This window comes from Sorangium sp. So ce726, from assembly GCF_051521405.1.
In the GTDB taxonomy this organism is placed as follows: Bacteria; Myxococcota_A; Polyangia; order Polyangiales; family Polyangiaceae; genus Sorangium.
Map to the genome: position 1 here is coordinate 5,679,536 of NZ_CP150349.1, position 25,041 is coordinate 5,704,576.

Consider the following 25,041-nt stretch of genomic DNA (forward strand, 5'->3'; position numbering starts at 1 on the left):
ACTCTGGCGCGCCACGCCGTGCTGCGCCGCCCGATAGCCCGCGCGCGGCGTGCTACCGTCTCGCCGTGACGCCTCCTCCGGATCACGACGGCGGCGCGCTCAACGATCGGGGCGCCCGCGACGACACCCCGGCCACCGCGGCCGAGCTCGACGCCCTCCTCTCGGCGGCCCGCTACATCTCCGATCCGGCGACCTCGCTCGCGCTCTGGCTCGCCCTCCGGATGGATCGGCCGCTGCTGCTCGAGGGGCCGGCCGGCGTCGGCAAGACCGATCTCGCCCGCGCCGCCGCCGAGGCGCTCGGCCGAGGGCTCATCCGGCTCCAGTGCTACGAGGGCCTCGACGAGGCAAAGGCGCTCTACGAGTGGGACTACGCGAAGCAGATGCTCTACACGCAGCTGCTGCGCGACGCCGTCGCGAAGGAGATCGCCGGCGCGGCGAGCCTCGCCGCGGCCGCGCGCGCGATCGCGGGGAGCGAGGCATCATTCTTCAGCGAGCACTTCCTGATGGCGCGCCCGCTCCTCGCGGCCCTGCGGAGCGCCGCGCCGGTCGTCCTGCTCATCGACGAAGTCGATCGCGCGGACCCTGAGTTCGAGGCGTTCCTGCTGGAGGTGCTCTCCGACATGCAGGTCACGATCCCCGAGCTTGGCACGATCCGCGCCGCGCACCCGCCGCTCGTCCTGCTGACGACGAACGCGACGCGCGAGATGACCGAGGCGCTGCGCCGCCGGTGCCTGCACGCGTTCCTGGACTACCCGCCGCCGTCGCGCGAGGTCGCCATCCTGAAGGTCGCCCTCCCGGGGATCGAGCCGCGCCTCGCGGCGCAGATCGTGGCGTTCGTTGGCGCCCTGCGGGCCATGGATCTGCGGAAGTCTCCCGCGATCAGCGAGACGATCGACTGGGCCCGCGCGCTGCTCCTGCTCGGCAAGCGCGCGGTGTCGCCGGAGGTCGCGCGCGACACGCTCGGCGTCCTGCTCAAGCACCAGAGCGACCGTGGCGATGCGGAGGCGAAGCTCGGCGCCCTCGTGCGGGCCGCCGAGCACGCGGGCGCGGACGAGCCGGCTACCTGAGCTCGGCCACCTTCTCGCCGAACAGCTTCTCGAGCCGCCCGAGCATGGCGTCGTTCGGCTCGACGCGGAGATCGCGCCCCAGCGCCAGCACGGCCTCTGCCCCGTCGTCGAGCTGGATCACGAGCTGCACCGGGCACACCCCGGGGCTCGCCCGCAGGAGCGCCCCGAGCCGATCGATGTGCTCTCGCCTGGCGCTGCGCGACTTCAGCGTGATCGCCACGCTCCGGGTCTGCGCGAGGATGGCGTCGGCGAGCGGCTGCACCTCGTCGAGCAGCAGGGTCGGCTCGCGCGGCGCGGCCTCGGCCTCCTCGGCCCCCTCGTCCACCATCGGGAAGCTGATCTTCCCTGAGATCAGGACCGGCTCCCCCCGGTTCAGGAGGTCCGCATAGCTCTCGATCTGCTTCTCGCGCACCTTGACCTCGACACGGCCCGTCGTGTCCTCGAGAACGAAGAACGCGATCTTGCCGCCGCCCCCCTTGAAGATGCGCTCGCGGTAGCCCTCGACCATCCCGCCGACGCGCACCCTGGCCCAGGCATCCATGCCGGCCAGCGCGCTGACCGCGGTCACGTCGAAGCGGTTGAGATCCACGCCGTACCGATCGAGCGGGTGCCCTGAGACGTAGAACCCGAGCGACTGCTTCTCCCGCGAGAGCGTCTCGCGCAGATCCCAGTCCTCGGCCATCGGGTAATCGTCCAACCTCACCTCGCTCTTGGACGCCACCGCCGCGAACAGGCCGATCTGCGCGCTGTTTCGCTCCTTGCTCGCGGAGCGCGAGCGCTCGAGCGCCCTGTCGATGCCGGCGAACGCCCGCGCCCGCGAGATGCCCCGCGCGTTGAGGCTCGCGTCGAACGCGCCGCACTGCACGAGCGCCTCGAACACTCCCTTGTTGACCCGCCGCGGATCGACCCGCTCGGCGAAGTCGAACAGATCCGCGAACGCGCCGCCCGCGTCCCGCGCCTCGAGGATCGCCTCGAGCGCCGACTCGCCGACGCCGCGGATCGCGCCCATTCCGAAGCGGATCTTCGGATCGTACGGGTCCTTCACCCGCGAGCCTCCGCGCCGGGTGCCGGCGACGCGCTTGCCGTTCGTCGCGGGCTTTGCGCTGTAGACAACGGTGAAGTCGGTCTTGGACTCATTGATCTCGGGCGGGAGGATCTCGACCCCCCACGCGCGCCCCTCCGCGATGATCCGCACGACCTTCTCGATCTTGTCGCGGTCAGCCGTCATCAGCGCGCAGAGGAACTCGACCGGGTAGTGCGCCTTGAGGTAGGCCGTCTGGTAGGTGAGCAACGCGTACGCCGCCGAGTGGCTCTTGTTGAAGCCGTAACCCGCGAAGTACTCCAGGAGCCCGAAGATGCGCTCGGCGTCCTCGCCCTTCACCCCGTTCTTGAGCGAGCCGTCGACGAACGTCGCCTTCTGCTTCGCCATCTCTTCGGGCTTCTTCTTGCCCATGGCGCGCCGGAGCAGATCGGCGCCGCCGAGCGTGTAGCCCGCGAGCTTCTGCGCGATCTGCATGACCTGCTCCTGGTAGACGATGACGCCGTACGTCGGCTGGAGGAGCTCGTCGACGAGCGGGTGCATCTTCTCGATCGGCTTGCGGCCGTGCTTGCAGTCGACGAAGTCCTTCACCATGCCGGTGCCGAGCGGCCCGGGCCGGTAGAGCGCCACGGCGGCGACGATGTCCTCGAAGGCGTCCGGCTTGAGGTCCTTGAAGAGCTGCTGCATGCCGCTCGACTCGAGCTGGAACACGCCGGTGGTCTCGCCCGACTGGAGGAGCGCGTAGGTGGCGGTGTCGTCGAGCGGCACCGTGTTCACGTCGAAGCGCGTGCCCTCCTTGCCCACGAGGTCCGGCCGCGCGTTCACGAGCCGCACCGCGATGTCGATGACGGTCAGCGTCTTCAGCCCGAGAAAGTCGAACTTCACGAGCCCGGCCAGCTCGGCGTCGTCCTTGTAATACTGCGTGACGAGCTGCTCGCCGTTCTTGAAGCAGGGGACGTGGTCCCAGAGCGGCCCCTCGCTGATCACGACGCCGGCGGCGTGCATGCCCGCGTGCCGCGTCAGGCCCTCGAGCTTCTGCGCCTGCTTCAGGAGCTCCGCGACCGTGGGATCGCTCTCCTTGAGGGCCTTGAGCTTCGGCTCGATGTCGAGCGCCTCGGGGATCGTGTACATGATGCCCGGGCTCTTCTGCGGGATGAGGCTCGCGATCTTCTGCGCCTCGTTCGCGGGGAACGCCATCGCCCGCGCGACGTCCTTGATCACGCTCCGCGCCTTGAGCTCGTGGAACGTCGCGATCTGCCCGACGGAGGGTTTGTCGGCCTCTTTGCTGTACTTCTTGGTGACGTAGGAGATGACCTCGTCGCGCCGGTCCATGCAGAAATCGACGTCGAAGTCGGGCATGCTCACGCGCTCCGGGTTCAGGAAGCGCTCGAACAGCAGGTTGTACGGGAGCGGATCGAGATCGGTGATCTCCATGGCATAGGCGACGAGCGAGCCCGCGCCCGACCCGCGGCCCGGCCCGACCGGGATGCCGTGGTCCTTGGCGTACTTGATGAAGTCCCAGACGATGAGGAAGTAGCCTGGGAAGTCCATCTGGACGATGACGTTGAGCTCGACGTCGAGCCGCGCGCGGTAGGTCGCCTCGTCCACCTTCCTGCCCGTCTGCGCGATCTGGGCGAGCCGCTTCGTGAGGCCGTCGTGCGCCACGTGCCGGAAGTACGACGCCGAGTCCGAGAACCCGCTCGGCAGCGGGAACGTCGGGAGCATGGGCTTGCCGAGCTTGAGCTTGAGCGTCGAGCACCGCTCGGCGATCTCGAGCGTCGAGCGTACCGCCTGCGGGTGGTCGCGGAACAGGTGCATCATCTCGTCGGCGGGCTTGAGGAACATCTCGAAGCTGCCGTGGTGCGCGGCGCTCGCGTCCGCGAACGTACGGTTGGCCGCGATGCACGACAGGTAGAGCTGCCCCTCGCCGTCCTCGCGCGCGCCGAAGTGCGCGTCGTTGGTCGCGACCAGCGGAAGCCCCAGATCGCCCGCCGCCCGCGCCAGGATGCCGTTGAGCACCGACTGCTCGACCAGCCCGTGGTCCTGCAGCTCGACGTAGAGGCTCCCCGGCTGGAAGCAGTCCCTGAGCCGGCTGAGCGCCTCGCGCCCCTCCCCCTCGCCCTGCTCGAGGATCCGCTGAGCGACCACGCCGCCCATGCAGCCGGTCAAGCCGATGAGCCCCGCGTTGTGCTGCGCCACCGTGTCGAGCCGCACGCTCGGCGCGAGCCCGCTCGCGGGATCGACGTGCCCCTTGGAGACGATGCGGACGAGGTTCTTGTAGCCCTCCTCGGACGCGGCGAGCAGCACGAGGTGATCGACGGGCGTCTCGTCCACGCCCGAGCGCGACAGCTGCCCCGCGGCCGCGCCCCAGCTGCGGGCGACGTTGACCTCGCAGCCGATGATCGCGCCGATGCCCTGGTCCTTGCAGGCCTTGTAGTGCTGAATGGCCCCGAACATGTTCCCGTGATCGGTCAGGGCGACGGCGCGCATTCCCAGCGATTTGGCGCGCGCGGCCAGGTCCTTGACGCGCAGCGAGCCGTCGAGGAGCGAGTACTGCGAATGCACGTGGAGGTGGATGAACTCAGCGGTCACAGCAGGCTTCCAGGTGGCTTCTCATCGTGGTGGTAGTCGGGAAAGACCGGTAATCGGGGAGAGGGCGCGGAGAGCGAGATCGGGAGGCGCTGGGACAATCCACCAGCGCTTGCCGGCGGGCTCACATATAGCGCATTGCGCAGCGGGGATCGCCCTTGATGAGCCGCGCAGGCCGGCGCTAGCATGTGCGCCCGTCTGAGAGCACTTGCCTGATCTGGGGTGGGGTTTCCAGAAAGTGAGGTCGATGATGCGTCAATCCCGTATCGCCGTCGCGGTGTATTTGGCGACCGCGCTCGTGTCTGCTGCCGGTTGTGGCTCCGAGGCCGCGGCGCCTGTCGTTCAAGACGTCGACCTCGGTCAGCCGCCCGCGCCGGGGCCGGAGCAGGCAGGGGATGGCGGAGGCGTCGCGTTCGCGATCGACCGGCTCTTCCTCGGCGACACGGATCGCGACGGGAAGAAGGCGGCCGGCAGCTGGAAGCAGTACGGATTCAACCTCGACGGCAAGGTGTCCAGCACCGTATCACAGGACCTGTGCAAGCCGGTGGATGACACCGCCCCTTCGGAGGTCTATCCGGACGGCGCCGACGGGATCGACAACGCCTTTGGCAGCAAGCTCGTCGGCCTCATCTCCAACCTCCTGACCGACCCGTCGACCCGCGTCAGCGACGCCATCGGCAACGGCGATTTCACGGTGATCTTCAAGGTCGACGGGCTCGGCGAGCAGTCTTCCTACAACCCCCTTACCGCGAAGCTCTACGGCGGCGCCACGCTGGGTGAGGCGCCCACCTGGGATGGCACCGACCGGTGGCCTGTCGTGCCGGAGCTCCTCGACGACGCTCAGGACGTCGAGAGCTCCAAGGTGGTGTTCCCGGCCAGCTACGTCGTCGACGACACATGGGTTTCGGGCCCGGATTCACAGGTCACGTTCCAGCTGAACCTGACGGTCTCGAACACGATCATCGGTCTCACGATCCGCAACGTGAGGATCGCGATGGATCTCGCGCCCGATCACAAAGCGGTGGTCAAAGGGACCATCGCTGGCGTGCTCGAGACGGCTGTCCTCGTCGAGGAGCTCCGCGGCGTCATCGGCGCCGTACAGCCGAATTTCTGCGAAGGCCCGGCGCTGGAGACGATCCTCGACCAGGTGCGCCGCGCCTCGGACATCATGAAGGATGGCGGCCAGGACCCGAGCAAGGAGTGCGACGCCATCTCCATCGGCATCGGGTTCACCGCGAAAGCGGTCCAGCTGGGCGAGATCGCGCCGCCTGCCGTGACGACCGGCGTGCCGTGCCAGCCGGCGCCCGCCGACGGAGGCTGAGCTCCGCGCGACTCCGATCCACCGGCGGCCGCTGCGTGCAGCGCGCCTCCTGGGTTCTGCGGGCACCTCCCGGGTGCCCGCGCCCGCCGGAATCCATACAGCCTGCGACGTGCAACCTGCTCCGCTGGCTCCGACCACCCGCGAAGATCGTGCTCGCGCTTGAGCCATCGCGCCCCCTGCGAGCGTCTCAAGGAGCGACCCCACCCGTCCAGGGTACGCGCTCAGGCGAGGGAGGCCTTGCCAGCGCGCTCTCTCGGTCCGTCCGCTGGTGGGCGGGCCACGAGGCGCCCTCTTCCTGGTTTCGTTCGTCCTGACTTTTCGCTAGAAGTCGGCATCGCTTCGAGCGTCCACCACGCAAGTACCCGATGGCGGTGAAGATTCATGGCGAGCTGCCGTCCAAGGGCGTCAGCCCGGCGGGTCGCCGATGCGAGCTCTGGCTCGTGCCCCTCAGAGGAGAACAAGGTCCATGCGTAGATACGTCGCTTCCGTTCTGTGCGCCGTGATGATGATTGGCGCTGCCGCCGCGACGGCGGGTTGCACGGCCAGCGCCTCGTTCAACGCCGGCAAGGAGCCGGCGGCCGCGCCCCCGCCCCCGCCCCCGCCGGAGCCGAAGCCCGAGCCGAAGGAGGAGAAGAAGCCCCGCCCGCGCTTCAAGCTGACGTTCAAGCTCAAGGGCAACGAGGTCTCTCTCCCCGGCCCGGTGGTCTTCGAGACGAACAGCGACAAGCTCCTGCCCGAGAGCGACGAGGTCCTCAACCTCGTCGACGACTTCCTGAAGCAGCGGGAGGATGTCAGCCTGCTCCGCGTCGAGGGCCATACCGACTCGGACGGTGAGGACGCCGCGAACCAGACGCTGTCCGAGAAGCGCGCGATGGCGGTCGCTCGCTGGCTCGTCGCGAAGGGGAACGACTGCAAGCGCCTCATCGCCGTCGGGTTCGGCGAGACCAAGCCGGTCGCCGACAACAACACGCCCGAGGGCAAGGCCCAGAACCGCCGCACCGGGTTCTTCATCGCGGCCATCAAGGGCAAGGCGGTCGACAAGCAGCCCGTGGACGGCGGCGGCAAGGTCGCCGGCGACGCCTGCAAGTGACGCCGCTGCGCCCGGGCGCGCTTCGGGCCGCGCACCGCGATCACCGCGGGCCCGGGCAAGTCGGGGCGCTCCCCTTCTGCTGACGGCGGAGCCCAGTGGCCGGCGCGCGCCGGCCCCGGCGCCGCTGCGTTCTCCGCGCGCCCCGGCCCCGGCGCCGCTGCGTTCTCCGCGCGCCCCGGCGGCCGACGCCGCCTAGCGATCCTTCTTTTCTTGCCTCCCCCACCAGCTTCACTATCCGTACGTCTCCACGACATGCGGAGACGTCACGACAGGTCCCTGGGTCGCCTCCTTTCCATCGCCCTCCTCTCGGTCGGCCTCTTCGGCTGCAACTCCGGGGCGGGCGACGTCCGCCCGTGGACGCGGGACGACCACGATCCGCCAAACCCCGGCGAGGGGCAGGGCGGCAAGGTAGCCGCCCGGCCGGTCGCGTCCGATGAGACCGATCCAGGGCTGATCGAGCTCGCCTGGCAGCGGAACTGCTCCACCTGCCACGGCAGGGCCGGGCGCGGCGATGGCCCCCAAGGCCCGATGGTCCGCGCCCCGGACCTCACCGACGCGGCATGGCAGGATCGGGTGACCGACGCCCAGATGGCCGACACGATCAGGAAGGGCAAGAACAAGATGCCCGCGTTCGACCTGCCGCAGCCGGTGATCGAGGGCCTCGTGAAGCGCGTCCGCACCAACCGAGCGCGCTGAAGCCCGATGAGCTCGACCTCGCAGCACGATCTCGATGAGGCGCCGGAGCAGAGGCCGGCGGAGCCGGAGGCCAGGCCGCCGTGGCTCCGGCGTCTCGCGCCAGCGTTCCTCCTCCTGGGTGCGCTGTATGCGGGGAGCATCCTCTTCAAGCGCCTGCCCGAGGAGCGGGAGGTCGAGCTGCGGCTCGACGACGCAGCGACGGTCGTGCAGCTCGACGTGACGTGGACGGATTCTTCGTCGGGCGACCGTGCGGACGACGCAGCGACGGTCATCGACAGCTCATGGCGGTTCGCCGAGGGCACGGCCCCACGGGCTGTCCTTACGAAGGTGTCGCTCCCGGACGGCCTCTACCAGGTGGAGATCACGGTCGGCAGGAAGGGCGGGCACGACGTGACGAGCCGGGCCGTCACGCTCGCGGACGAGTCCCGGATCACGCTGTTCGTGCACTGAACGGCGCCCCATGCGCTCCCGCCGCCCTCGCGGAGCGCGCTTCGGCCGGTGCTCCTGGAGCGAGCCCAACAGCGTCCGGATGCGCCGAGACCTGCTGCCGGTCATTGCGCTCGCGCGGCGCACGAGACCGTTGACGCCCGGAAACCGACAAGCAAGGCAGCGCCGTGAGTTGGACGCGTGTCTCTGAGGTACCACCTCGCGTCCCGCGAGCCGCATGCAACCCTTGATGCAAAACCTTCATCCTTAAATATAAATCATTGTTATTGTTGATATTTTAGCGCTTCCAGTGGCAACGTTTCGGGTGGGAATGGAATGTGAGAACGAATTCCCTTGATGCGTTCCCCCCGAAACCGCTACTTCTTGGCCCGCGGAAGCAGAGCGTGGCACCTTATCCTACAACCACTTACACGCTCTGACTGGGACGACCGTGGTGCATCGTGGTGCCCCCCCGGAGGGAGCGACCATGCGGCCTGTACAGTGCCGCTGGAGGCGGAGAAGGAGAACCGATGAGGATCACCCCGTGGTATCTGGCTGCGCTCGCCCCGTTCGCCGCCATTGGTTGCAGTGGCGCGTACCTCGGCCACGCCGCTGTCGTCGCATTGACGATCGGCATCTTCCTCGGGACCCTTTCGCTCGGCCGCACCCCGAGCTCGAGCCCCGCCCCGCCGAACGCCCCTGTCTCCTGACTTTCTCGCCCAGCCGCCGCCTGCTTCACCTCGACGCGAGGGTTTCCCGAGCGCGCGACAGCGCTGGCGCTTACGCTCGGGGAGCGTGAGGTCATGACGCAAGACGCCTCGGTCGGCCGGCTCAAGCGGCTCGAAGAGTTCACGCTCATGGACCTGGAGTCCGTGCACCTCATCCTGCGCGGCGACTCGGTCATCGACTGGAGGAGGCTCAACCTGCAGGGCGAGCAGGCGGCGCGGGACCTCCTGCTGGCGCAGGAGTTCCGCCCGGACGAGCCGGGGGATCGCGCCCACCTCGAGAGCGTCAAGAACGAAGCGATCGCGTACCTGCGCCGCCATTTCGAGTTCCCGATCCCGAGCCCTGTCGCTCGCGCCTCGGTGGAGGAGATCCTGCTGCTCGCCTCGGGCAAGGGCCACCGCCAGCTCTGCGCCTGCACGATCCTCAAGGCGATGCACATCATCCATCACCTGGCCGGGCGCGAGCTCCTCTTCTCGATCCCCATGTCGGACCAGGACGTCTTCCACCTCGTCGAGGAGAAGGTGTACCGGGTGATCGGCGGCATGCTCGCGGCGGGCTTCCCGATCACCGAGTTCATCGGCGGGCGGAAGAACAAGGACTCGCTCTACACGAAGCTCCTGTCGAAGACCGACACGACGGCGGCGGCCATCTACGACAAGCTCCGCTTCCGCATCGTCTGCCGCACCGTGGACGATCTGCTGCCGGTGCTCCTGTACCTGTCCGAGCGGCTGTTTCCGTTCAATTACGTCGTGCCGGGCGAGAGCACCAACACGATCCTGCGGTTCCGGAGCTACTGCGAGACGCGGCCCTTCCTTCAGCCGATGCTCGACGCGTTGCAGACCGACGTCGACGATGGGCTCACGGCAGGCGACAACAGCTTCAGCGATCGGAGCTACCGCGTGATCCACTTCGTCGTCGATCTGCCGGTGCGACTCCCCGCCGAGATCCTCGACATGGCGCCGCCCGCGGCCTGGGCGCTCGGGCCGATCATCTTCGTCCTGTGCGAGTTCCAGCTGATCGACCGCGAGACCGAGGCGGCGAACGAGGTCGGCGAGGCGAGCCACGCCAGGTACAAGGAACGGCAGAAGCAGGCCGTCATGCGCAGGCTCAAGCTCGGGGTCCGCTCCACCCGTGACCCGGCGAGCGGCGGACCCAAGCGCGATCGCTAGGCGCCGCGGTCGGCGCGGGACACCGTCGAGGCGCCGTGGCGACGAGGCCGCCAGCGCGCAGCGAGCCTGGACCGCGCAGCGAGCCTGGACCGTGCAGCAAGCCTGGACCGCGTGGCGAGCCCAGACCGCACAGCGTACGGACAGAACGGCCACGGCCGCGGCGGATGCGTGGGCAACACCGCGACGAATCGAGCGGGCAGACGGGAGAGATCCGCGGGATGTCCGGGGGGTGGGTCCCCGGAGCGGAACGCGTGAGCAGCGCGGCGAACGCCGCTGCGATGCCGGGAGCAGTCGGGCTATCGGAGCAGAGGCCGCCGAGCGAACAGCCTGGACGGTGACCGACGGCGCTCGATCGAGGAGGCCTGCGGGCCCCTCAACGACACCGGCGGACGAGCGGGCTCAGATGCGGCCCTTGAGCGCGTCGCGATCGAGGACGACGATCCGACGGCGATCGATCTCGATCACCCCCTTGCGGCGGAGATCGCCCAGGGTGAGCGTGACGGTCTCGCGCGTGGAGCCGATCATGCTCGCCATCTCCTGATGGGTGAACGGCGCGGAGATGAGCACCCCGCGCGGATCGGGGATGCCCCAGCGCGTCGCGGCCTTGAGCAGGAACTCACAGAGGCGGGCCTCCACGTTGCGGAAGAGCATGGACGCCAGGCGCTCCTCGGTGTCCGTGTGCCGCTCGACCAGCGTGGTCACGATGGCGGCTGCGAAGTTGGCGTCGCTCGCCATCAGGTTGCGCACCGTCGCGAGCGGGACGAGGAGCGCCTCGACGTCCTCCGTGGCGATCGCGCTCTCCCGGTGGGCCGTAACGCCCCCGAGCGCCGCCTCGCCTAGCACGTCGCCGGCCCCTCTGTAGCCGAGCGACAGGCTGCGCCCGTCGCTCATCCCACGCACCAGCCGGACTCGGCCGAGGCTGAGCATGGCAAGCGCGGTCGCTGCGTCGCCCTGCGTCACCAGGTGACGCCCTTTCGCGACGCGTTGGATCGTCCCTCCGTCCGCCAGCGCCGACTGCGTGGCCGGAGAGGCCGCGTTGCCGATCGCGCCGCGCCGGACAACCCGCCGTTTGCGGGAGTCCAGGTCGAGTCCACCGTCGTTCCCGAGCGCGCCAGGCTGGACCCTGACGCTCCGTGCCATCGCATCCTTACCCATCATCATCGCGGCTGCTCCTGCGGTTTGCGGTGTCGCGGTCCTACTGTTCCGGGGGGCCCCCACCGGCTGGGGGGGGCCCGACTTGTGCCGGAACCTCCCACTTGCGTTGACATCCTGGATACCCGGCCCGTACCTTTCGGTTCGAGCCGGGCACGCCCCGTGAATGAACCCCTGCACGGGGGAGCCAGTTCGACCGCTCCTCCAGCTACGGACGTTGGATGCGCCTCTTTAGCGGCAAAATTACTCCCCTCACAGAAGAACTCGTCCGCGCGCTTGTGGACAACCGCGATATCGAGTGCGAATCGAAGAAAGAGGTCGCGCTCGACGTCGAGTCGGTCTTCACGAGCTACCTGCACGCAGAGCGGGAAGCGACCGAGCGGGCGAAAGAGATCCTCCAGGCACGCGGACTGCCTCAGGGCGAGTTCAACCGGGTCAAGCGCCTGGCCGCGGAGCAGAAAGGGATCAAGACAGGCGAGGAAACCATGGATTATCTCCTCGACCAGCTGCTCGAGATGCTGATGCACTCGAACAACGTCGAGGAGGTGTTCGTCGAGGACCACGACCTGCGCCGCCGGATAAGGCCCATCCTGCGGAAGTACCTCGAGATGGACGAGGCGCTCGACACCGAGGTGCGCGGCAAGCTCCGCCACGTGCAGGAAGGCTCCCGCACCTGGGAAATCGAATACCAGCGGGTCATGGGCGAGATCCAGCGGCGCAAGGGGCTGCTGTAATCGCTGCTGCCAGGCAGGCGGGCTCTCAGCCGAGCAAGCGAACCGTCTGCGGCGTTTGCCGGTCCAGCGAGACGCCGTCCGCCCCATGGCTCGGCGGCCGATCCGCAGGGATACCGCCTGTGGGATAAGCGCGCACCATCTGCGACCATGCCTTCGGCGGAGCGTTCCTTCTGCCAGATCGGGCTTCGTCGTGGTACCGGAGGACATCATGAGCTGGATTCCGAAGGTCGAGGCGAAGCGCCACTTCTGTCATAAATGCAAGAACGAGCTCATCTTCGAGGTGAAGCTCCAGCGCGCGGACACCTGTCCCCACTGCGGTGTCGACCTCCACTGCTGCAGGAACTGCGAGAACTGGGACCCGGCCGCGCACAACCAGTGCAAGGAGCACATCGCCGAGTACATCCCGGATCGGGAGAGAGCGAATTATTGTACTTTCTTCACGTTCAAGAACGGCGTACCGGAAGACAACTCGAAGCGCATCGCGGATTCTCGCTCCAAGCTCGACAACCTTTTCAAGAAGAAGTAGGCGCCCGCTGGGGGAGCACGCACATGTCCACGCCTCGCTACTTGATCACCGGCGGTGCCGGGTTCATCGGAAGCAACCTCGTCGCGGCGCTGACCGCCGCCGGCGAGCGGGTCCGCGTCCTCGATAACCTCGCGACCGGCCGATGGGAGAACCTCGACGGGCTCCCCCACCAGTCGCTGATCGAGCGCATCACGGGGGACATCCGGGATGCCGCGGCGGTCGCGACGGCGGCCAAGGGGGTCGAGGTCATTCTCCACCAGGCCGCGCTCGGCTCGGTCCCGCGCAGCGTCGAGTCGCCGATCGAGTCGAACGCCGTCAACGTCGGCGGCACAGTCACGGTGCTCGATGTGGCGCGCCGTCAGGGCGTGCGCCGCGTGCTCTTCGCCGCGTCGTCCAGCGCGTACGGCGAGACGCCTGTCCTGCCGAAACACGAGGGCATGGAGCCGATGCCGCTGTCGCCGTACGCGGTCACGAAGCTCGCCTGCGAGCACTACATGAAGGTCTTCGCGGGCATCTACGGCATCGAGACCCTGAGCCTGCGTTACTTCAACGTCTTCGGGCCGAACCAGACGCCGGACGGCGCCTACGCCGCGGCGATCCCGCGGTTCGTCGACGCCGCCCTGCAGAACCGGCCGATCCCGATCTTCGGCGACGGCGAGCAGACGCGCGACTTCTGCTTCATCGAGAACACCGTCCTCGCGAACCTGCTCGGCGCGACGTCGTCGAAGAAGTTCAAGGGTGAGGTCATCAACATCGCCGGCGGACGCCGGATCGGGCTGAATGAGCTCTGCAAGGAGATCTCGCGGGCCCTCGGGCGGGACGTCGCGATCGAGCACCTCCCCGCCCGCGCCGGGGACATCCGCCACTCGCTCGCCGACATCTCGCGCGCGGCCGAGCTCATCGGGTACGAGCCCCGCGTGCGCTGGGAGGACGGCATCGTCCCCACGGTCACGTACCTGCGGACGCTCCGTGAGAAGGGTCCCGCGGCCGCGTCGGCCACGGTCACCTGTGGCAAGGTTCCGCTGCCCAAGGCCCAAGAGGCCTCGGACATCGGACAGAAGGCGAGCTAGGTAGAGCGGGGCGGCTCGTGCGGAGCATGACCGGCTTCGGGCTCGGTGACGCTTCGCTCACCGATGGGCGCGTCGTCGCCGAGATCCGCTCGGTGAACCAGCGCTTCCTCGACGTGCGCGCGCGGCTCCCGCGCGAGCTCGTCGATCTGACGATGTTCGCCGAGCAGGTGGCGCGCGAGCGCCTGCGGCGGGGGCGCATCGAGATCATCGTGCGCACCGAGGGCGCGGTGCTGGCCCCGAGCACGCTCGACAAATCGAAGGCGCGCGCGGCGTTCCGCGCCCTGGCGGAGCTCCGCGACGAGCTCGCGCCGGGCGCCGACGTGCCGCTCTCGCTGCTCTGCGCCGTGCCGGACCTCTTCGCCCCCGCCGGCGGCCACGAGATCGCGGCCGTCCGCGGGGCGCTCAAGCTGGCCATCGAGCGCGCGATCGACGCGATGGAGGGCATGTGCCTGCGCGAAGGCGAGGCGCTCGCCAGCGACATGCGCGGGCGGGTGGCCACGTTGCGCGCGCTCTCGGCCGAGGTCGTGGCGCGCGCGGACGAGGCGCGCGAGGCGCTCAGGCGCCGCCTGCGCGAGCGGGTCGAGCGCCTGCTCCAGGGGGTCGAGGCCGGCTTCGAGGCGACGCGGATCGAGGCGGAGGTGATGCTGCTCGCCGAGCGCAGCGACATCACCGAGGAGGTCACCCGCCTACGGAGCCACCTCGACCAGTTCGGCGGCGCGCTCGCGGCCCCGAGCGGCGACCCTTGTGGAAGGAGGCTCGACTTCCTGCTTCAGGAGATGGTACGCGAGGCGAACACGCTGGGCTCCAAGGCGCAGGACGCCGCCATCTCCCATCACGTCGTGGCGATGAAGGTGGAGCTCGAACGCCTGCGGGAGCAGGTCCAGAACATCGAGTGACAGGAGAGCATGTCGACCGAAGCACTCAGTGACGACTTCCTCCTCCTCATCGTGTCGTCCCCGTCCGGCGCGGGGAAGACGACGCTCTGCGGGAGGCTGCGCAGCGAGTTCCCCGACCTGCGCTTCTCGGTCTCCCACACGACCCGGCGCCCGCGCCCGAACGAGGTCGATGGCCGGGAGTACCACTTCGTCGACCCGAACATGTTCGAGCAGATGATCCGCATCGGCGCGTTCGCCGAGTGGGCCAGGGTGCACGATCATCTCTACGGCACGAGCCTGAAGGAGATCGAGATCGCCCGCGCCACCGCGCGCGGCGTCCTCTTCGACATCGACCACCAGGGCGCGCGGCAGATCAAGGCGAGCCTGCCCGAGGCGGTCGCCGTGTTCATCCTTCCCCCGTCGCTCGCTGAGCTCGAGCGGCGCCTGCGCGGGCGCGGCACCGAGGACGAGCCCACGACGCTCCGCCGCCTCCGCAATGCGAAAGGTGAGATCGAGCATTACGGGTTCTTCGACTACGTGATCGTGAACGACGAGATCAACCGTGCCTACGAGCAGCTGCGGTCGCTCGTCTTCGCCGAGCGGTGCCGCCGCCAGCGGCGCGCGGCCCTCTGCGAGCGGCTGCTCTCGGAGCGGAGGTTCGAGCGATGAGCGGCGGCGCGACGCGCGACGTGCTCGCGATCATCGGCGGCAGCGGCGTCTACGAGATGGGGTGGCTGGAAGACGTCGAGGAGGTCTCGGTCTCCACCCCCTTCGGGCTACCGAGCGACGTGGTGCTCCGCGGTCGGGTCAAGGGCGGCGACGCGACGGTGCTCTTCCTGCCGCGCCACGGCCGCGGGCACCGCTTCTCGCCGTCGACGATCAACTACCGCGCGAACATCTGCGCGCTGAAGATGCTCGGCGCCACGCACGTGCTCAGCGTGAGCGCCGTCGGCTCCCTGCGCGAGGACATCGTGCCTGGCGACCTCGTTGTCGTCGACCAGTTCATCGATTTCACGAAGCGCCGGATCTCGACGTTCTTCGACGAAGGCCTCGTCGCCCACGTGCCGTTCGCCGATCCGGTGTGCCCGATCCTGGCGAGCGCGGTCCACGACGCAGCGCTCGCCACCGGCGCGCGCGTCCACCGCGGCGGCACCTATGTCTGCATCGAGGGCCCGCAGTTCTCGACGCGGGCCGAAAGCCGCATGTTCCGGACGTTCGGCGCGCATGTCATCGGGATGACCAACTTGCCCGAGGCGAAGCTCGCCCGCGAAGCGGAGCTCCCCTACGCCACGCTCGCGCTCACCACCGACTTCGATTGCTGGCACGTCAGCGAGGAGGCGGTGAGCGTCGAAGCGGTCATCACCGTGCTCAACCGCAATATCGGGTATGCGCGGGACGTCGCGAAGTCCCTCGCCCGCAATCTCCCCGACGTGTCGCAGAGCCCAGCCCGTCACGCGCTGGAGAAGTGCATCATGACCGCGGCTGGCGCGTCATCGCCCGACGCAGAGGCGCGGCTCGAGTGGCTCATCGGCCCTCGGCGCAAGGCCGACTGAGCTGACCTCAGGGCTCCTCTGCGCTGCACCCCGCTCCTCCGCGCAGCGGGCTGGAGGGGGTGCGGCGGGCGGGAGGGGCGCAGCGGGCTCTGCTGGTGTCGGGTGCGGCCGTGGCGCAGCGGCGCCGTCGCAGAAACGAAACGCGCGGCTAGCGGCTACGCACAAACCTGGCTAAGAGGCGTCCTGTGACGACCTCATCCGCGATCCTCATCATCGGCTCGATGGCCTTCGACGACCTCGAGCTCCCCTCCGGCAACGCAAGAGACGTCGTCGGTGGCTCGGCCACCTACTCGGCGTTCGCTGCCTCGTGCTTCGCTCCGGTGCGCACCGTGGCCGTGGTGGGCGATGATTTCCCCGAAGAGACCCTCGCGGCAATGCGATCCCGAGGGATCTCGATCGAGGGCGTCGAGCGCGCTCCTGGGAAGACGTTCCGCTGGGCCGGGCGCTACGACGTGGATCTCATCCATCGCACGACGCTGGACACGCAGCTCAACGTGTTCGCGTCGTTCGCGCCGAAGCTGCCGGAGACCTACCGCGACACGCCCTTCCTCCTGCTCGGCAACATCCATCCGGCGCTCCAGCTCGACGTCCTCGAGCAGGTCCGAGCGCCGCGCTTCGTCCTCGCCGACACGATGAATTTCTGGATCGAGGGGGAGCCGAAGGCGGTCGCGGCGATGCTGCGCCGCATCGACACGCTCGTCGTCAACGACGAGGAGGCGCGCCAGCTCTCGGGCAAGTACAACATCCGCCGCGCGGCGAAGGAGATCCTGTCCCGTGGTCCGCGCCGGCTGATCATCAAGCGCGGAGAGCACGGCGCGCTGCTCTTCGACGAGGAGGGCGTGTTCGCCGCGCCCGGCTTCCCGCTCGAGGACGTCATCGACCCCACGGGCGCCGGCGACGCCTTTGCCGGCGGGCTCATCGGCTATCTGGCAGGCCAGCCGGAGGTCACGCCGCTCGCGCTCCGGCGCGGCATGCTCCATGCGACGGCGACGGCGTCGTTCTGCGTCGAAGCGGTTGGCACGCGGCGGATCGCGACGGTGACTCGAGCCGACATCGCGGCGCGACTGACCGAGATCCGAGCGCTGTACGAGTTCGGCGCGAGCACCATGTGAAGCAGCCTGCCCTGGGGGCGGCGCTGGCGCGAGAGCCTGCCGTGTGCGGTCGCTGTTCACCTTCCGGCGCATAGCCGTGCTAGACGACCGTCAAAGTGAACATGAACCTCACCACCCGTACATTCGCAGGCATCGCCTTGCTGGCCCCCCTCGTCTTCGGCTGCGCGGCCCGTACTGCGCCGTTCGATGAGATGGACAAGGCGCAGATCACGGTCCTCCGCCTCCAGGGGCAGGAGCTGGCCCCGACGCCCGTAGCGACGACCGGGGCCCCCACCCTCATCCCGGGCATCCCGCCCGAGCTCCAGCAGATGGGGCAGGCAGCTCTTCAGGGGCTGCAGCAGGCGCTGCCCGGGCTCATCCCGCCCAACCTCATCCCGGGGCAGACCGCCAGCACGCCGGTCCTGCCCGCGCAGCCGCGCTTCAAGAACTTCGTCATCCTCCAGCAGCGTCAGCTCACGACCAGCGATTCCGACGAGGAGCTCAAGGACCAGATCCTCGACGTCTTCGGCGACGAGGGCAGCTTCACCGCGGACCGCGGCAACTGCTTCTATCCCGGCCTGGGCATCTCGATGGTGCGGCCGAACAACCCCACGCCGGTCGACCTGCTCATCTCCTTCTCGTGCAACCAGGCCATGGGAGACGGCTTCCGCTGGCCTTACGCGACCAACGGCTTCTCGCCCGAGACCCACCAGAAGCTGAGCGAGATTTACCAGCAGCTCTGGGGACAGTCGGTCCCGCCCGGCGCGTGATCCCGTGCCGCGGCGAGGAGCTCCGCCGATCTAATTTGTAACCAGCACCACACATCGTGACCGCAGGGTCCGGATGGCTAGACTTGATCGAGCTTCCGAGGTCCACGCGTATCGGTCAGGAGCGCGCCGCACGACGTCATGATCCCCCAACCCCAGCTGTTGCCGGGAAAGGAGCTCGGGCACTACGAGCTCCTCCTGCCCATCGCGCAGGGGGGAATGGCCACGGTGTGGGCCGCGCGCCACAAGGGTCGTCGTGGCTTCCAGAAGACGGTGGCCATCAAGACGATGCTGCCGTCGCTCTCGGATGATCCCCAGTTCGAGAAGATGTTCCTCGAGGAGGCGAGGCTCGCTTCGGGGATCCATCACCCGAACGTCGCCGAGATCCTCGACCTCGGCGAGCAGAACGACGTCCTCTACATCGTGATGGAGTGGGTCGACGGCGAGGCGCTGTCGGTCATCGCGAAGGCGGCGAACAAGAGCGGCGTGGCCATCCCGCTGCGCATCGCGCTCCGCGTCCTCGGCCGCGCTTGCCTCGGTTTGCACGCCGCGCACGAGCTCCGGGACCCGCAGAACGACGACCAGCTGCTCGGGCTCGTGCACCGCGACGTGTCACCCCAGAACATCCTCGTGACGTACGACGGCCACGTGAAGCTCGTGGACTTCGGGGTCGCCAAGGCCACCAACCGCACGCACAACGACACAACCGCGGGACAGATCAAGGGCAAGGTGCCGTACATGTCCCCGGAGCAGGCGCGAGGCGAGCGGGTCGATCGGCGCACCGACGTCTTCGCGATGGGGATCGTGCTCTACAAGTTGACGACGGGAGAGCACCCCTTCGCCGCAGAGAACGACCTTCTCACGCTCAAGTACATCACCTCGCGACCGGCGCTCTCGCCTCGCCTGAAGAACCCGGATTTCCCGCCCGAGCTGGACCAGGTCTTGATGAAGTGCCTGCAGAAGGAGCCGGAGCGGCGATACCAGACGATGCTCGAGCTGGAGAGCGCGCTGGAGGCCGTGCTGGCCAAGGAGCCGACGGTGACGGACCACGACGTCGGAGCGTTCGTGCGCGGGCTCCTGGGAGAGCGCAACCAGCGCCGGCGCGCAGCGCTGCGCGACACGGTCCGCATGCTCGACGAGCGCGCCTCCCACCCGCCCGAGGTGATGCTCCTTCGTGACAGCATCAGCGAGCTCTTCTTCACGCAGCTCCCTCCTGGTCACCCGAGCGCCCAGCTCCCCGCGCCTCGTCGGAGCACCCCCGCGCCCTCGCGGCCGGCGCTGACATCCGAGTCGCTGATCCCGAGCTCGCCTGGCCACGAGACTCAGCTGGGCCCGATCGAGGTCCCGGCGGCGCGCCGCCGCTCGGGGACGCGGGTGGCAGCGGCTGCGCTCGCGCTGATCACGTTGCTGGGCGCCGGGGTGATGTGGCTCCGGCGGCCCGCGCCGCAGCAGAGCGCGTCCGAGCAGCTCGTGGTGCATGCTCACGGCGCTGGCCCGGCGGCGACCGCAGCCACGACGGGCGCAACGCCAAGGCCGGACAGCGCACCCACGTTCCTGGCCGACCACGGCGGCGTGGCTGCTCAATCCGCCCCCGAGGCGAGCGCTCCGGACCCGACGGCCAAGGGCGCAACGGCCGCCGCGACGCCGAGCGCGACGGCCGCTGGATCGAGCGCCACCAGCGCGCGCAGAACAACCCCGGGCAAGCGTCCCTCGACGAAGTGGGTACCGACCGTGACCAATCCCGGGTTCTGAGCGGCCGCAGGGCGCGGCAGCTCCGCGACGCGCTCCTCCTGGCAGCGAGCCTGGGCGTCGTCGGCGGCGCCCTGCTGTTGCGGCGGAGCCGAGCGTCCAGCGCCTCGCCGACCCCGGCGCAGGCGAGCGCGTCCGCGGAACCGTCGCCCTTGCCCAGGGGCGGTGAGCCCGAGCGCGCAGCGCTCGACGAGCACGAAGCGCAACCGGGGTGCGGCTTTACCGACCATGGCTTCGGCGTCTACGAGCGCTGGCGCCCGCTTCCGCTGGGCAGGCTCCTCGTCCCGCCGGCGCACGCGATTCGCTCGGATGGCGGCTACGATGTTCTGATCCACTTCCACGGCGCCGAGCCTGTCCGGAAGGTGCTGGCTCCGAGGGGCATGGATCTGGTCATCGCCGGGGTCGACCTGGGGACCCGATCGAGCGAGTACGCGCGCGCCCTCGAGGGCGGCGGCTGGGACGCGCTGCTCCAGGCGATCGACCGCGAGGTCGAGAGCGCATCCGGGAACGCGGGGGCGCACATGCGCCGCCTGGTGCTGTCGTCCTGGAGCGCTGGGTCCGGCGCGATCGGCAGGATCATCGAGCGCGGGAGCAGCCACGTGGATGCGCTGATCCTGCTCGACTCCCTCTATGGCTCCTACATGCCGGGGCAGACGTCGCTCGCGCAGGGGCAGCTCGCCCCCTACGTGGCGCTGGCCAACGCCGCCGCGCGCGGCGCGCCGGTCTTCTACCTGACGCACACCGAGATCCCGACCAGCGGTTACGCGTCCACGAAAGAGGCGGCCACGTTCCTTCTTCGCGAGCTCGGAGCCACCCCCATCGCGGTGAGCTCGAGCGGGGACGACGCCCGCTCAGCTGCGCCCGGCGACCGCGCAGAGGAGGCAGGAGACGCGCTGCGGCTCACCCGGATGTACGACGGCGGCAGCCTCTACGTGCGCGGCTACGCCGGAGCGGGCCCCGGGGAGCACTGCGCGCAGCTACGGCTGCTCCCTGCGATCCTGGCGGAGCACGTGCTCCCGGCCCTTCACCGTTGAGGCGCCGCTGCTGCGAGGAAGCGCGCGGCGTCTTTTCGGTGAGGGAACGCGCCGACGCGCGCTCGGCGAACCGCCGCGTCTCAGTACGACCTCGCGAACACAACGCGCCGCGGGCTGGGCTTGCCGGTGAAGATGCACTGCCCTTCACCTGTCACCGCGTCGGCCCAGGGCGCCCCTTCGAACCCGCCGGTCGGGATGCAGCGGATGGTCACCTTGTGCGCATCCTTCACCGCTGTCTCGATCTCCGGATCGCCGGACCAGTGCGCCAGCGCGAACCCGCCTTGCGCCTCCTTGCCCCCGGTCGACGCGAAGAACGCGTCGAAATCTGCGCGGCTGTTGATCACGTGTGTGTTGCCGTCGCGCACGGCGAGCGCGCGCGCATAGAGCGTCGCCTGAATGTCGCCAAGGATCTCCGTGATGCGCCCCACAAGCTCCCCGCGCGCCAGGCTCGACTTGTCCTTCGGCGAGCGGTCCCTGCGCATCACCACGGCCACGCCGGCGTCAACGTCGCGCGGCCCGATCTCGATGCGCAGGGGGACGCCCTTCTTCACCCACTCCCACTGCTTCTCGCCGCCGCGGATGTCGCGCCGATCGATCTCGACCTCGACGCGGCGCTCGCCGAAGCGCTGCGCCCGGAGCTCCTTCGCGAGCCCGTCGATGTACTCGTCGATCTTGGCGCGCGTGTCGTCGCCCCGGTAAACGGGCAGGATCACGACGTGCGCGGGCGCGAGGCGCGGGGGGAGCACCAGGCCGTCGTCATCGCTGTGGGTCATGATCAGCCCACCGACGAGGCGCGTCGATACGCCCCAGGACGTCGTCCAGGCGTACTCTTCGGTCTCCTCCTTGGTCTGGAACTTGATGCCGCTCGCCTTCGCGAAATTCTGCCCCAGGAAGTGGCTCGTCCCGGCCTGCAGGGCCTTCCGGTCCTGCATCATCGCCTCGATCGCATAGGTATCGACCGCCCCGGGGAAGCGCTCGCTCGCCGTCTTCGGACCCTCAAGGACGGGCATCGCCATGAAGTCGCGCGCAAACGTCGCGTAGACCCCGAGCATGCGCAGCGTCTCCTCGCGCGCCTCGGCCTCGCTCGCGTGCGCCGTGTGCCCCTCCTGCCACAGGAACTCCGCCGTCCGCAGGAACAGGCGCGTCCGGAGCTCCCAGCGCACGACGTTCGCCCACTGGTTGATCAGCAAGGGGAGATCCCGGTAGCTCTGCACCCAGCTCGCGAACGCCGCGCCGATGATCGTCTCGGACGTGGGGCGCACGATGAGCGGCTCCTCCAGCCGGGCCTGAGGGTCGGGAATGAGCCCGCCGCCAGGGCCAGGAACGAGCCGGTGGTGGGTGACCACGGCGCACTCCTTCGCGAACCCCTCGACGTGCTCCGCTTCCTTTTCGAGGAACGACTTCGGGATGAACAGCGGGAAGTAGGCGTTCTTGTGCCCGGTCGCCTTGAACATGCTGTCGAGCTCGCGCTGGATGTTCTCCCAGATCGCGTAGCCCCACGGCTTGATGACCATGCAGCCGCGGACCGGGGAGCTCTCCGCGAGGTCGGCCGCGCGCACGACCTGCTGGTACCACTCCGGGTAGTCCTCGTTGCGGGTGGGCGTAATGGCGGTCTTGGGCGCTTCGTTCTTGGCCACGGTCTCTGCTCTCCTCGATGGGCGGCTTGGCCGGCGGCCTTCGACCGGGCCGCCTTCGTCCCGCTGCGGACGGTCGGCTGGCGCCGGCCCCGCTCCGGGCTGAGCGCGCGACGTATCAGGAGCGCGGCAGGGTGTCGAGCGCAGCGGTCCCAGCTCCGGAGCTGCGCGGCCCTCCCGCTGGCTGGAGCGAAGCCGCTCGCCCCACCGGCCGCCGCGCGCCAGGCTGCCTTCGCGGCGGGCGCGCCGTCGTGGTACGCGCAGGAGAACGACGTGAACTACGTCATCCTCACGCACGGCGGGGTGACCGCGCCGCAGAGCGGCTCGGAGAGCTGCGCCAGGGCCGCCGACGAGGCGCGCCGCGCGCTGGACGCGGGCGGAGATGCGCTCACCGCGGCGATCGGGGCGACCGCGCGCCTCGAGGACGACCCACGCTTCAATGCCGGGACGGGCTCGAACCTCCGCCTCGACGGGCGGACGATCGAGATGGATGCGGCCGTCATGGCCAGCGATGGACGGTTCGGCGCAGTGGCGTGCATCGAGCGGGTGAAGAACCCCGTCCTGGTCGCCGCAAAGGTGATGGAGACGCCGCACCTGCTCCTCGCAGGCGCCGGCGCGACGGCGTTCGCTCGCCGGCTGGGGTTCGCCGATCACGATCCGGTCACCGAGGAGGCGCGCCGAAAGCACGCCCGCGCCCTCGCGGCGCTGCGCGGCGAGGGCGGTGACGACGAAACCACGAACGACGCGGCGCGCTTCCATGCGCTCACGGCGACGCGGTTCTGGAACTTCGACGCCGAGCCGATCGAGTGCGACACCGTCGGGGCCGTCGTGCGCGACACGCACGGCCGGTTCGCCGCCGCGGCGTCGACGGGCGGGTCGACCTACGCGCTCCGCGGCCGCGTCGGGGACGTGCCGCTCCTGGGGGCAGGGATCTACGCCGGCCCCCACGGCGCCGTGGCGGCGACCGGCATGGGCGAGGAGATCGCGCGCCGCTTCCTCGCGCGGACCGTCTATGACTGGCTCGCCGATGGCGTCGCGCCCGCTCGCGCCGCGCAGCGCGGCGTCGCGATGTTCCCCGACGTGCTCGCCGTCGGCGTGCTCGTGGTGGGGCGGAGCGGCCAGGCGATCGCCTCGAACCGCACCATGGCAAGCGCGCAGCTCGTGGGCTGAGGAGCCGCAGACGACGATGCAGAGTGGAGACCCTGATGCGATCGTGGTGGGCGCGGGGCCGAACGGCCTCACGGCGGCGGCGTACCTCGCCCGCGCGGGCTTCTCGGTGCTCGTGCTGGAAGCCGAGCGAGAGCCGGGAGGCGCGGTCCGCACGCGCGAGGTGACGCTCCCGGGGTTCCGCCACGATCTCGGCGCGGCGTTCTTCCCCTTCGGGCAGACGAGCCCGGCGCTGGTGCCGCTCGATTTGCCGGGGGCCGGCCTCGTGTGGCGGCACGCGCCGATCGACAGCGCTCACCCGGCGCCCGACGGGACGTGCGCCTCGATCGCGCGGGACGTCGAGGCGACGGCGCGGTCGCTCGGCGAAGACGGCCCTGCGTGGCGCCGGATCGCCGGCTGGCACGCGGCCACCCGCGAGCGGCTGCTGAACGCGCTCCTGTCCACGCCGCCCGCACTCGGGCCGCTGCTCCGGCTCGGGCCCCTCAACCTGCTCCGCCTCGCGCAGGTGGCCCTCTCGAGCGGACGTGGCTTCGCGACGCGCACCTTCCGGACAGAGGCGGCCCGGCGCGTCGTCCCCGGGCTCGCCCTCCACACCGACGTGGGCCCGGATGATCCCTGCGGAGCGATCGTCGGCTTCATGCTCACCGTGCTCGCATCGAGCGGCGGCTTCGCGGTGCCCGAGGGCGGCGCCGGCGCGATCACGAGCGCCCTGCTCAGGCGCGTCGAGGAGCGCGGGGGCGTCCTCCGCTGCGGCGCCCGCGTCGACCAGATCATCGCCAGCCAGGGACGGGCGGTCGCGGTCCGGCTCGAGGACGGCCAGGAGATCCGCGCCCGCCGCGCGATCGTCGCCGACCTCGCCGCGCCGACGCTCTACCTCCGCCTGCTCGCGTCTGAGCTGGTTCCTGAGCGGGTGCAGCGCGCCATGCGCCGGTTTCGCCAAGGGTTCGGCACCTTCAAGATGGACTGGGCGCTCGATGGCCCGACGCCGTGGTCCCACGAGGACCCCGCGCGCGCGGCGGTCGTGCACGCGGGCGACAGCCTCGACGATCTCTCTGCCTTCACGCGGCAGGTGCGCGCAGGGGCGCTCCCCGAGCACCCCTATCTCGTGATCGGGCAGCAGTCGCTGGTCGATCCGACGCGCGCGCCGGCCGGCCGCCACACCCTGTGGGCTTACTCTCGCGTCCCCTCCTCCATCGAGGGCGGCTGGGCGGACTCGCGCGAGCGCTTCGCCGATCGCATCGAGGCGCGGATCGAGGAGCTCGCCCCCGGCTTCCGGCAGAGGATCATCGCCCGGACCATCTGGGCGCCGGACGATCTCGAGGCCATGGATGCAAACCTCATCGGCGGCGACCTCGGCGGAGGCTCGGCCGACATCCGGCACCAGCTCATCTTCCGGCCGGTGTTCCCCTATTTCCGCTACCGCACGCCGGTCCGCGGCCTCTACCTGGGCTCGTCCTATGCGCACCCCGGCGCCGGGGTGCACGGCGCGTGCGGGCGCAATGCAGCCCTGGCGGTGCTGGAGGACGAAGGCTAGCGCGGGGCGCATCTTCGTGCGCTGCGGGCTCA

General features: G+C 69.7%; 22 protein-coding genes. 19 read left to right on the forward strand and 3 right to left on the reverse strand.

Annotated features, from left to right (window positions below; translation table 11 throughout):
- Window positions 1–65: 65 nt before the first annotated feature.
- Window positions 66–1,067: an AAA family ATPase gene (locus WME79_RS21170; protein WP_437538452.1), complete on the forward strand. Its 1,002-nt coding sequence runs from the start codon at window positions 66–68 to the stop codon at window positions 1,065–1,067.
- Here WME79_RS21170 and dnaE read toward each other — a convergent pair.
- Entirely contained in the window at window positions 1,060–4,698 is a 3,639-nt protein-coding gene (gene dnaE / locus WME79_RS21175) for a DNA polymerase III subunit alpha (RefSeq protein ID WP_437538453.1), read from the reverse strand. The two genes, WME79_RS21170 and dnaE, sit on opposite strands and share 8 nt — an antisense overlap.
- A gap of 244 nt (window positions 4,699–4,942) precedes the next feature.
- Here dnaE and WME79_RS21180 point away from each other — a divergent pair, with 244 nt between their 5' ends.
- The 6 genes from WME79_RS21180 to WME79_RS21205 all read left to right on the forward strand — a co-directional run bounded on the left by WME79_RS21180 (window position 4,943) and on the right by WME79_RS21205 (window position 10,123).
- Complete coding sequence (locus WME79_RS21180) at window positions 4,943–6,016, forward strand: hypothetical protein (RefSeq protein ID WP_437538454.1); 1,074 nt, start codon at window positions 4,943–4,945, stop codon at window positions 6,014–6,016.
- Between the two features lie 466 nt (window positions 6,017–6,482).
- A complete protein-coding gene (locus tag WME79_RS21185; protein WP_437538455.1) occupies window positions 6,483–7,106 on the forward strand; it encodes an OmpA family protein in 624 nt (207 codons plus the stop codon).
- A 252-nt stretch (window positions 7,107–7,358) separates the two neighbouring features.
- The gene (locus WME79_RS21190) at window positions 7,359–7,802 is read left to right on the forward strand and encodes a c-type cytochrome (protein WP_437538456.1); all 444 of its coding nucleotides are present in this window, start codon (window positions 7,359–7,361) and stop codon (window positions 7,800–7,802) included.
- A gap of 6 nt (window positions 7,803–7,808) precedes the next feature.
- Window positions 7,809–8,252: a hypothetical protein gene (locus tag WME79_RS21195; protein ID WP_437538457.1), complete on the forward strand. Its 444-nt coding sequence runs from the start codon at window positions 7,809–7,811 to the stop codon at window positions 8,250–8,252.
- 506 nt (window positions 8,253–8,758) lie between these two features.
- A complete protein-coding gene (locus WME79_RS21200) occupies window positions 8,759–8,938 on the forward strand; it encodes a hypothetical protein (RefSeq protein ID WP_012236385.1) in 180 nt (59 codons plus the stop codon).
- A gap of 93 nt (window positions 8,939–9,031) precedes the next feature.
- The gene (locus WME79_RS21205; RefSeq protein WP_012236386.1) at window positions 9,032–10,123 is read left to right on the forward strand and encodes a TIGR04552 family protein; all 1,092 of its coding nucleotides are present in this window, start codon (window positions 9,032–9,034) and stop codon (window positions 10,121–10,123) included.
- A gap of 399 nt (window positions 10,124–10,522) precedes the next feature.
- On the opposite strand, the gene WME79_RS21210 is transcribed toward WME79_RS21205, so the two are convergent.
- Window positions 10,523–11,263 carry a Crp/Fnr family transcriptional regulator gene (locus WME79_RS21210; protein ID WP_272099495.1) on the reverse strand — a complete coding sequence of 247 codons (741 nt, stop codon included), beginning with the start codon at window positions 11,261–11,263 and terminating at the stop codon, window positions 10,523–10,525.
- Window positions 11,264–11,496: 233 nt separating this feature from the next.
- Here WME79_RS21210 and WME79_RS21215 point away from each other — a divergent pair, with 233 nt between their 5' ends.
- The 10 genes from WME79_RS21215 to WME79_RS21260 all read left to right on the forward strand — a co-directional run bounded on the left by WME79_RS21215 (window position 11,497) and on the right by WME79_RS21260 (window position 20,674).
- On the forward strand, window positions 11,497–12,009 hold the full coding sequence (locus tag WME79_RS21215) for a DUF507 family protein (protein ID WP_012236388.1): 513 nt from the start codon (window positions 11,497–11,499) through the stop codon (window positions 12,007–12,009).
- Between the two features lie 208 nt (window positions 12,010–12,217).
- Window positions 12,218–12,535 carry a hypothetical protein gene (locus tag WME79_RS21220; protein WP_012236389.1) on the forward strand — a complete coding sequence of 106 codons (318 nt, stop codon included), beginning with the start codon at window positions 12,218–12,220 and terminating at the stop codon, window positions 12,533–12,535.
- A gap of 23 nt (window positions 12,536–12,558) precedes the next feature.
- Window positions 12,559–13,605: an SDR family oxidoreductase gene (locus tag WME79_RS21225; RefSeq protein ID WP_437538458.1), complete on the forward strand. Its 1,047-nt coding sequence runs from the start codon at window positions 12,559–12,561 to the stop codon at window positions 13,603–13,605.
- Between the two features lie 26 nt (window positions 13,606–13,631).
- A complete protein-coding gene (locus WME79_RS21230) occupies window positions 13,632–14,501 on the forward strand; it encodes a YicC/YloC family endoribonuclease (protein ID WP_437539893.1) in 870 nt (289 codons plus the stop codon).
- 9 nt (window positions 14,502–14,510) lie between these two features.
- Window positions 14,511–15,149 (forward strand): guanylate kinase, encoded by a 639-nt coding sequence (gene gmk / locus WME79_RS21235; protein WP_437538459.1) that lies wholly within the window; start codon window positions 14,511–14,513, stop codon window positions 15,147–15,149.
- Window positions 15,146–16,033: an S-methyl-5'-thioadenosine phosphorylase gene (gene mtnP / locus WME79_RS21240; RefSeq protein WP_437538460.1), complete on the forward strand. Its 888-nt coding sequence runs from the start codon at window positions 15,146–15,148 to the stop codon at window positions 16,031–16,033. Before gmk ends, mtnP begins: the two co-directional genes overlap by 4 nt.
- A 185-nt stretch (window positions 16,034–16,218) precedes the next feature.
- Window positions 16,219–17,145: a PfkB family carbohydrate kinase gene (locus WME79_RS21245; RefSeq protein WP_437538461.1), complete on the forward strand. Its 927-nt coding sequence runs from the start codon at window positions 16,219–16,221 to the stop codon at window positions 17,143–17,145.
- A gap of 101 nt (window positions 17,146–17,246) precedes the next feature.
- On the forward strand, window positions 17,247–17,894 hold the full coding sequence (locus tag WME79_RS21250; RefSeq protein ID WP_437538462.1) for a hypothetical protein: 648 nt from the start codon (window positions 17,247–17,249) through the stop codon (window positions 17,892–17,894).
- 138 nt (window positions 17,895–18,032) lie between these two features.
- Window positions 18,033–19,643 (forward strand): serine/threonine protein kinase, encoded by a 1,611-nt coding sequence (locus tag WME79_RS21255; RefSeq protein ID WP_437538463.1) that lies wholly within the window; start codon window positions 18,033–18,035, stop codon window positions 19,641–19,643.
- A 149-nt stretch (window positions 19,644–19,792) separates the two neighbouring features.
- A complete protein-coding gene (locus WME79_RS21260) occupies window positions 19,793–20,674 on the forward strand; it encodes a hypothetical protein (RefSeq protein ID WP_437538464.1) in 882 nt (293 codons plus the stop codon).
- A gap of 80 nt (window positions 20,675–20,754) precedes the next feature.
- On the opposite strand, the gene proS is transcribed toward WME79_RS21260, so the two are convergent.
- Window positions 20,755–22,311: a proline--tRNA ligase gene (gene proS / locus WME79_RS21265; protein WP_437538465.1), complete on the reverse strand. Its 1,557-nt coding sequence runs from the start codon at window positions 22,309–22,311 to the stop codon at window positions 20,755–20,757.
- 270 nt (window positions 22,312–22,581) lie between these two features.
- Between proS and WME79_RS21270 the strand changes: the two genes are divergently transcribed.
- Together WME79_RS21270 and WME79_RS21275 are read left to right on the forward strand one after the other, a co-directional pair.
- Window positions 22,582–23,478 carry an isoaspartyl peptidase/L-asparaginase gene (locus WME79_RS21270; RefSeq protein ID WP_437538466.1) on the forward strand — a complete coding sequence of 299 codons (897 nt, stop codon included), beginning with the start codon at window positions 22,582–22,584 and terminating at the stop codon, window positions 23,476–23,478.
- A gap of 16 nt (window positions 23,479–23,494) precedes the next feature.
- Window positions 23,495–25,009: a phytoene desaturase family protein gene (locus tag WME79_RS21275; RefSeq protein ID WP_437538467.1), complete on the forward strand. Its 1,515-nt coding sequence runs from the start codon at window positions 23,495–23,497 to the stop codon at window positions 25,007–25,009.
- Window positions 25,010–25,041 lie beyond the last annotated feature (32 nt).

What these genes read in the sequence shown, in the direction of transcription:
- WME79_RS21180 (WP_437538454.1), top strand. Translation starts at nt 4,943, where the DNA reads ATGATGCGTCAATCCCGTATCGCCGTCGCGGTGTATTTGGCGACCGCG.
- WME79_RS21185 (WP_437538455.1), top strand. Translation starts at nt 6,483, where the DNA reads ATGCGTAGATACGTCGCTTCCGTTCTGTGCGCCGTGATGATGATTGGC.
- WME79_RS21190 (WP_437538456.1), top strand. Translation starts at nt 7,359, where the DNA reads ATGCGGAGACGTCACGACAGGTCCCTGGGTCGCCTCCTTTCCATCGCC.
- WME79_RS21195 (WP_437538457.1), top strand. Translation starts at nt 7,809, where the DNA reads ATGAGCTCGACCTCGCAGCACGATCTCGATGAGGCGCCGGAGCAGAGG.
- WME79_RS21200 (WP_012236385.1), top strand. Translation starts at nt 8,759, where the DNA reads ATGAGGATCACCCCGTGGTATCTGGCTGCGCTCGCCCCGTTCGCCGCC.
- WME79_RS21205 (WP_012236386.1), top strand. Translation starts at nt 9,032, where the DNA reads ATGACGCAAGACGCCTCGGTCGGCCGGCTCAAGCGGCTCGAAGAGTTC.
- WME79_RS21210 (WP_272099495.1), bottom strand. Translation starts at nt 11,263, where the DNA reads ATGGCACGGAGCGTCAGGGTCCAGCCTGGCGCGCTCGGGAACGACGGT.
- WME79_RS21215 (WP_012236388.1), top strand. Translation starts at nt 11,497, where the DNA reads ATGCGCCTCTTTAGCGGCAAAATTACTCCCCTCACAGAAGAACTCGTC.
- WME79_RS21220 (WP_012236389.1), top strand. Translation starts at nt 12,218, where the DNA reads ATGAGCTGGATTCCGAAGGTCGAGGCGAAGCGCCACTTCTGTCATAAA.
- WME79_RS21225 (WP_437538458.1), top strand. Translation starts at nt 12,559, where the DNA reads ATGTCCACGCCTCGCTACTTGATCACCGGCGGTGCCGGGTTCATCGGA.
- WME79_RS21230 (WP_437539893.1), top strand. Translation starts at nt 13,632, where the DNA reads ATGACCGGCTTCGGGCTCGGTGACGCTTCGCTCACCGATGGGCGCGTC.
- gmk (WP_437538459.1), top strand. Translation starts at nt 14,511, where the DNA reads ATGTCGACCGAAGCACTCAGTGACGACTTCCTCCTCCTCATCGTGTCG.
- mtnP (WP_437538460.1), top strand. Translation starts at nt 15,146, where the DNA reads ATGAGCGGCGGCGCGACGCGCGACGTGCTCGCGATCATCGGCGGCAGC.
- WME79_RS21250 (WP_437538462.1), top strand. Translation starts at nt 17,247, where the DNA reads ATGAACCTCACCACCCGTACATTCGCAGGCATCGCCTTGCTGGCCCCC.
- WME79_RS21255 (WP_437538463.1), top strand. Translation starts at nt 18,033, where the DNA reads ATGATCCCCCAACCCCAGCTGTTGCCGGGAAAGGAGCTCGGGCACTAC.
- WME79_RS21275 (WP_437538467.1), top strand. Translation starts at nt 23,495, where the DNA reads ATGCAGAGTGGAGACCCTGATGCGATCGTGGTGGGCGCGGGGCCGAAC.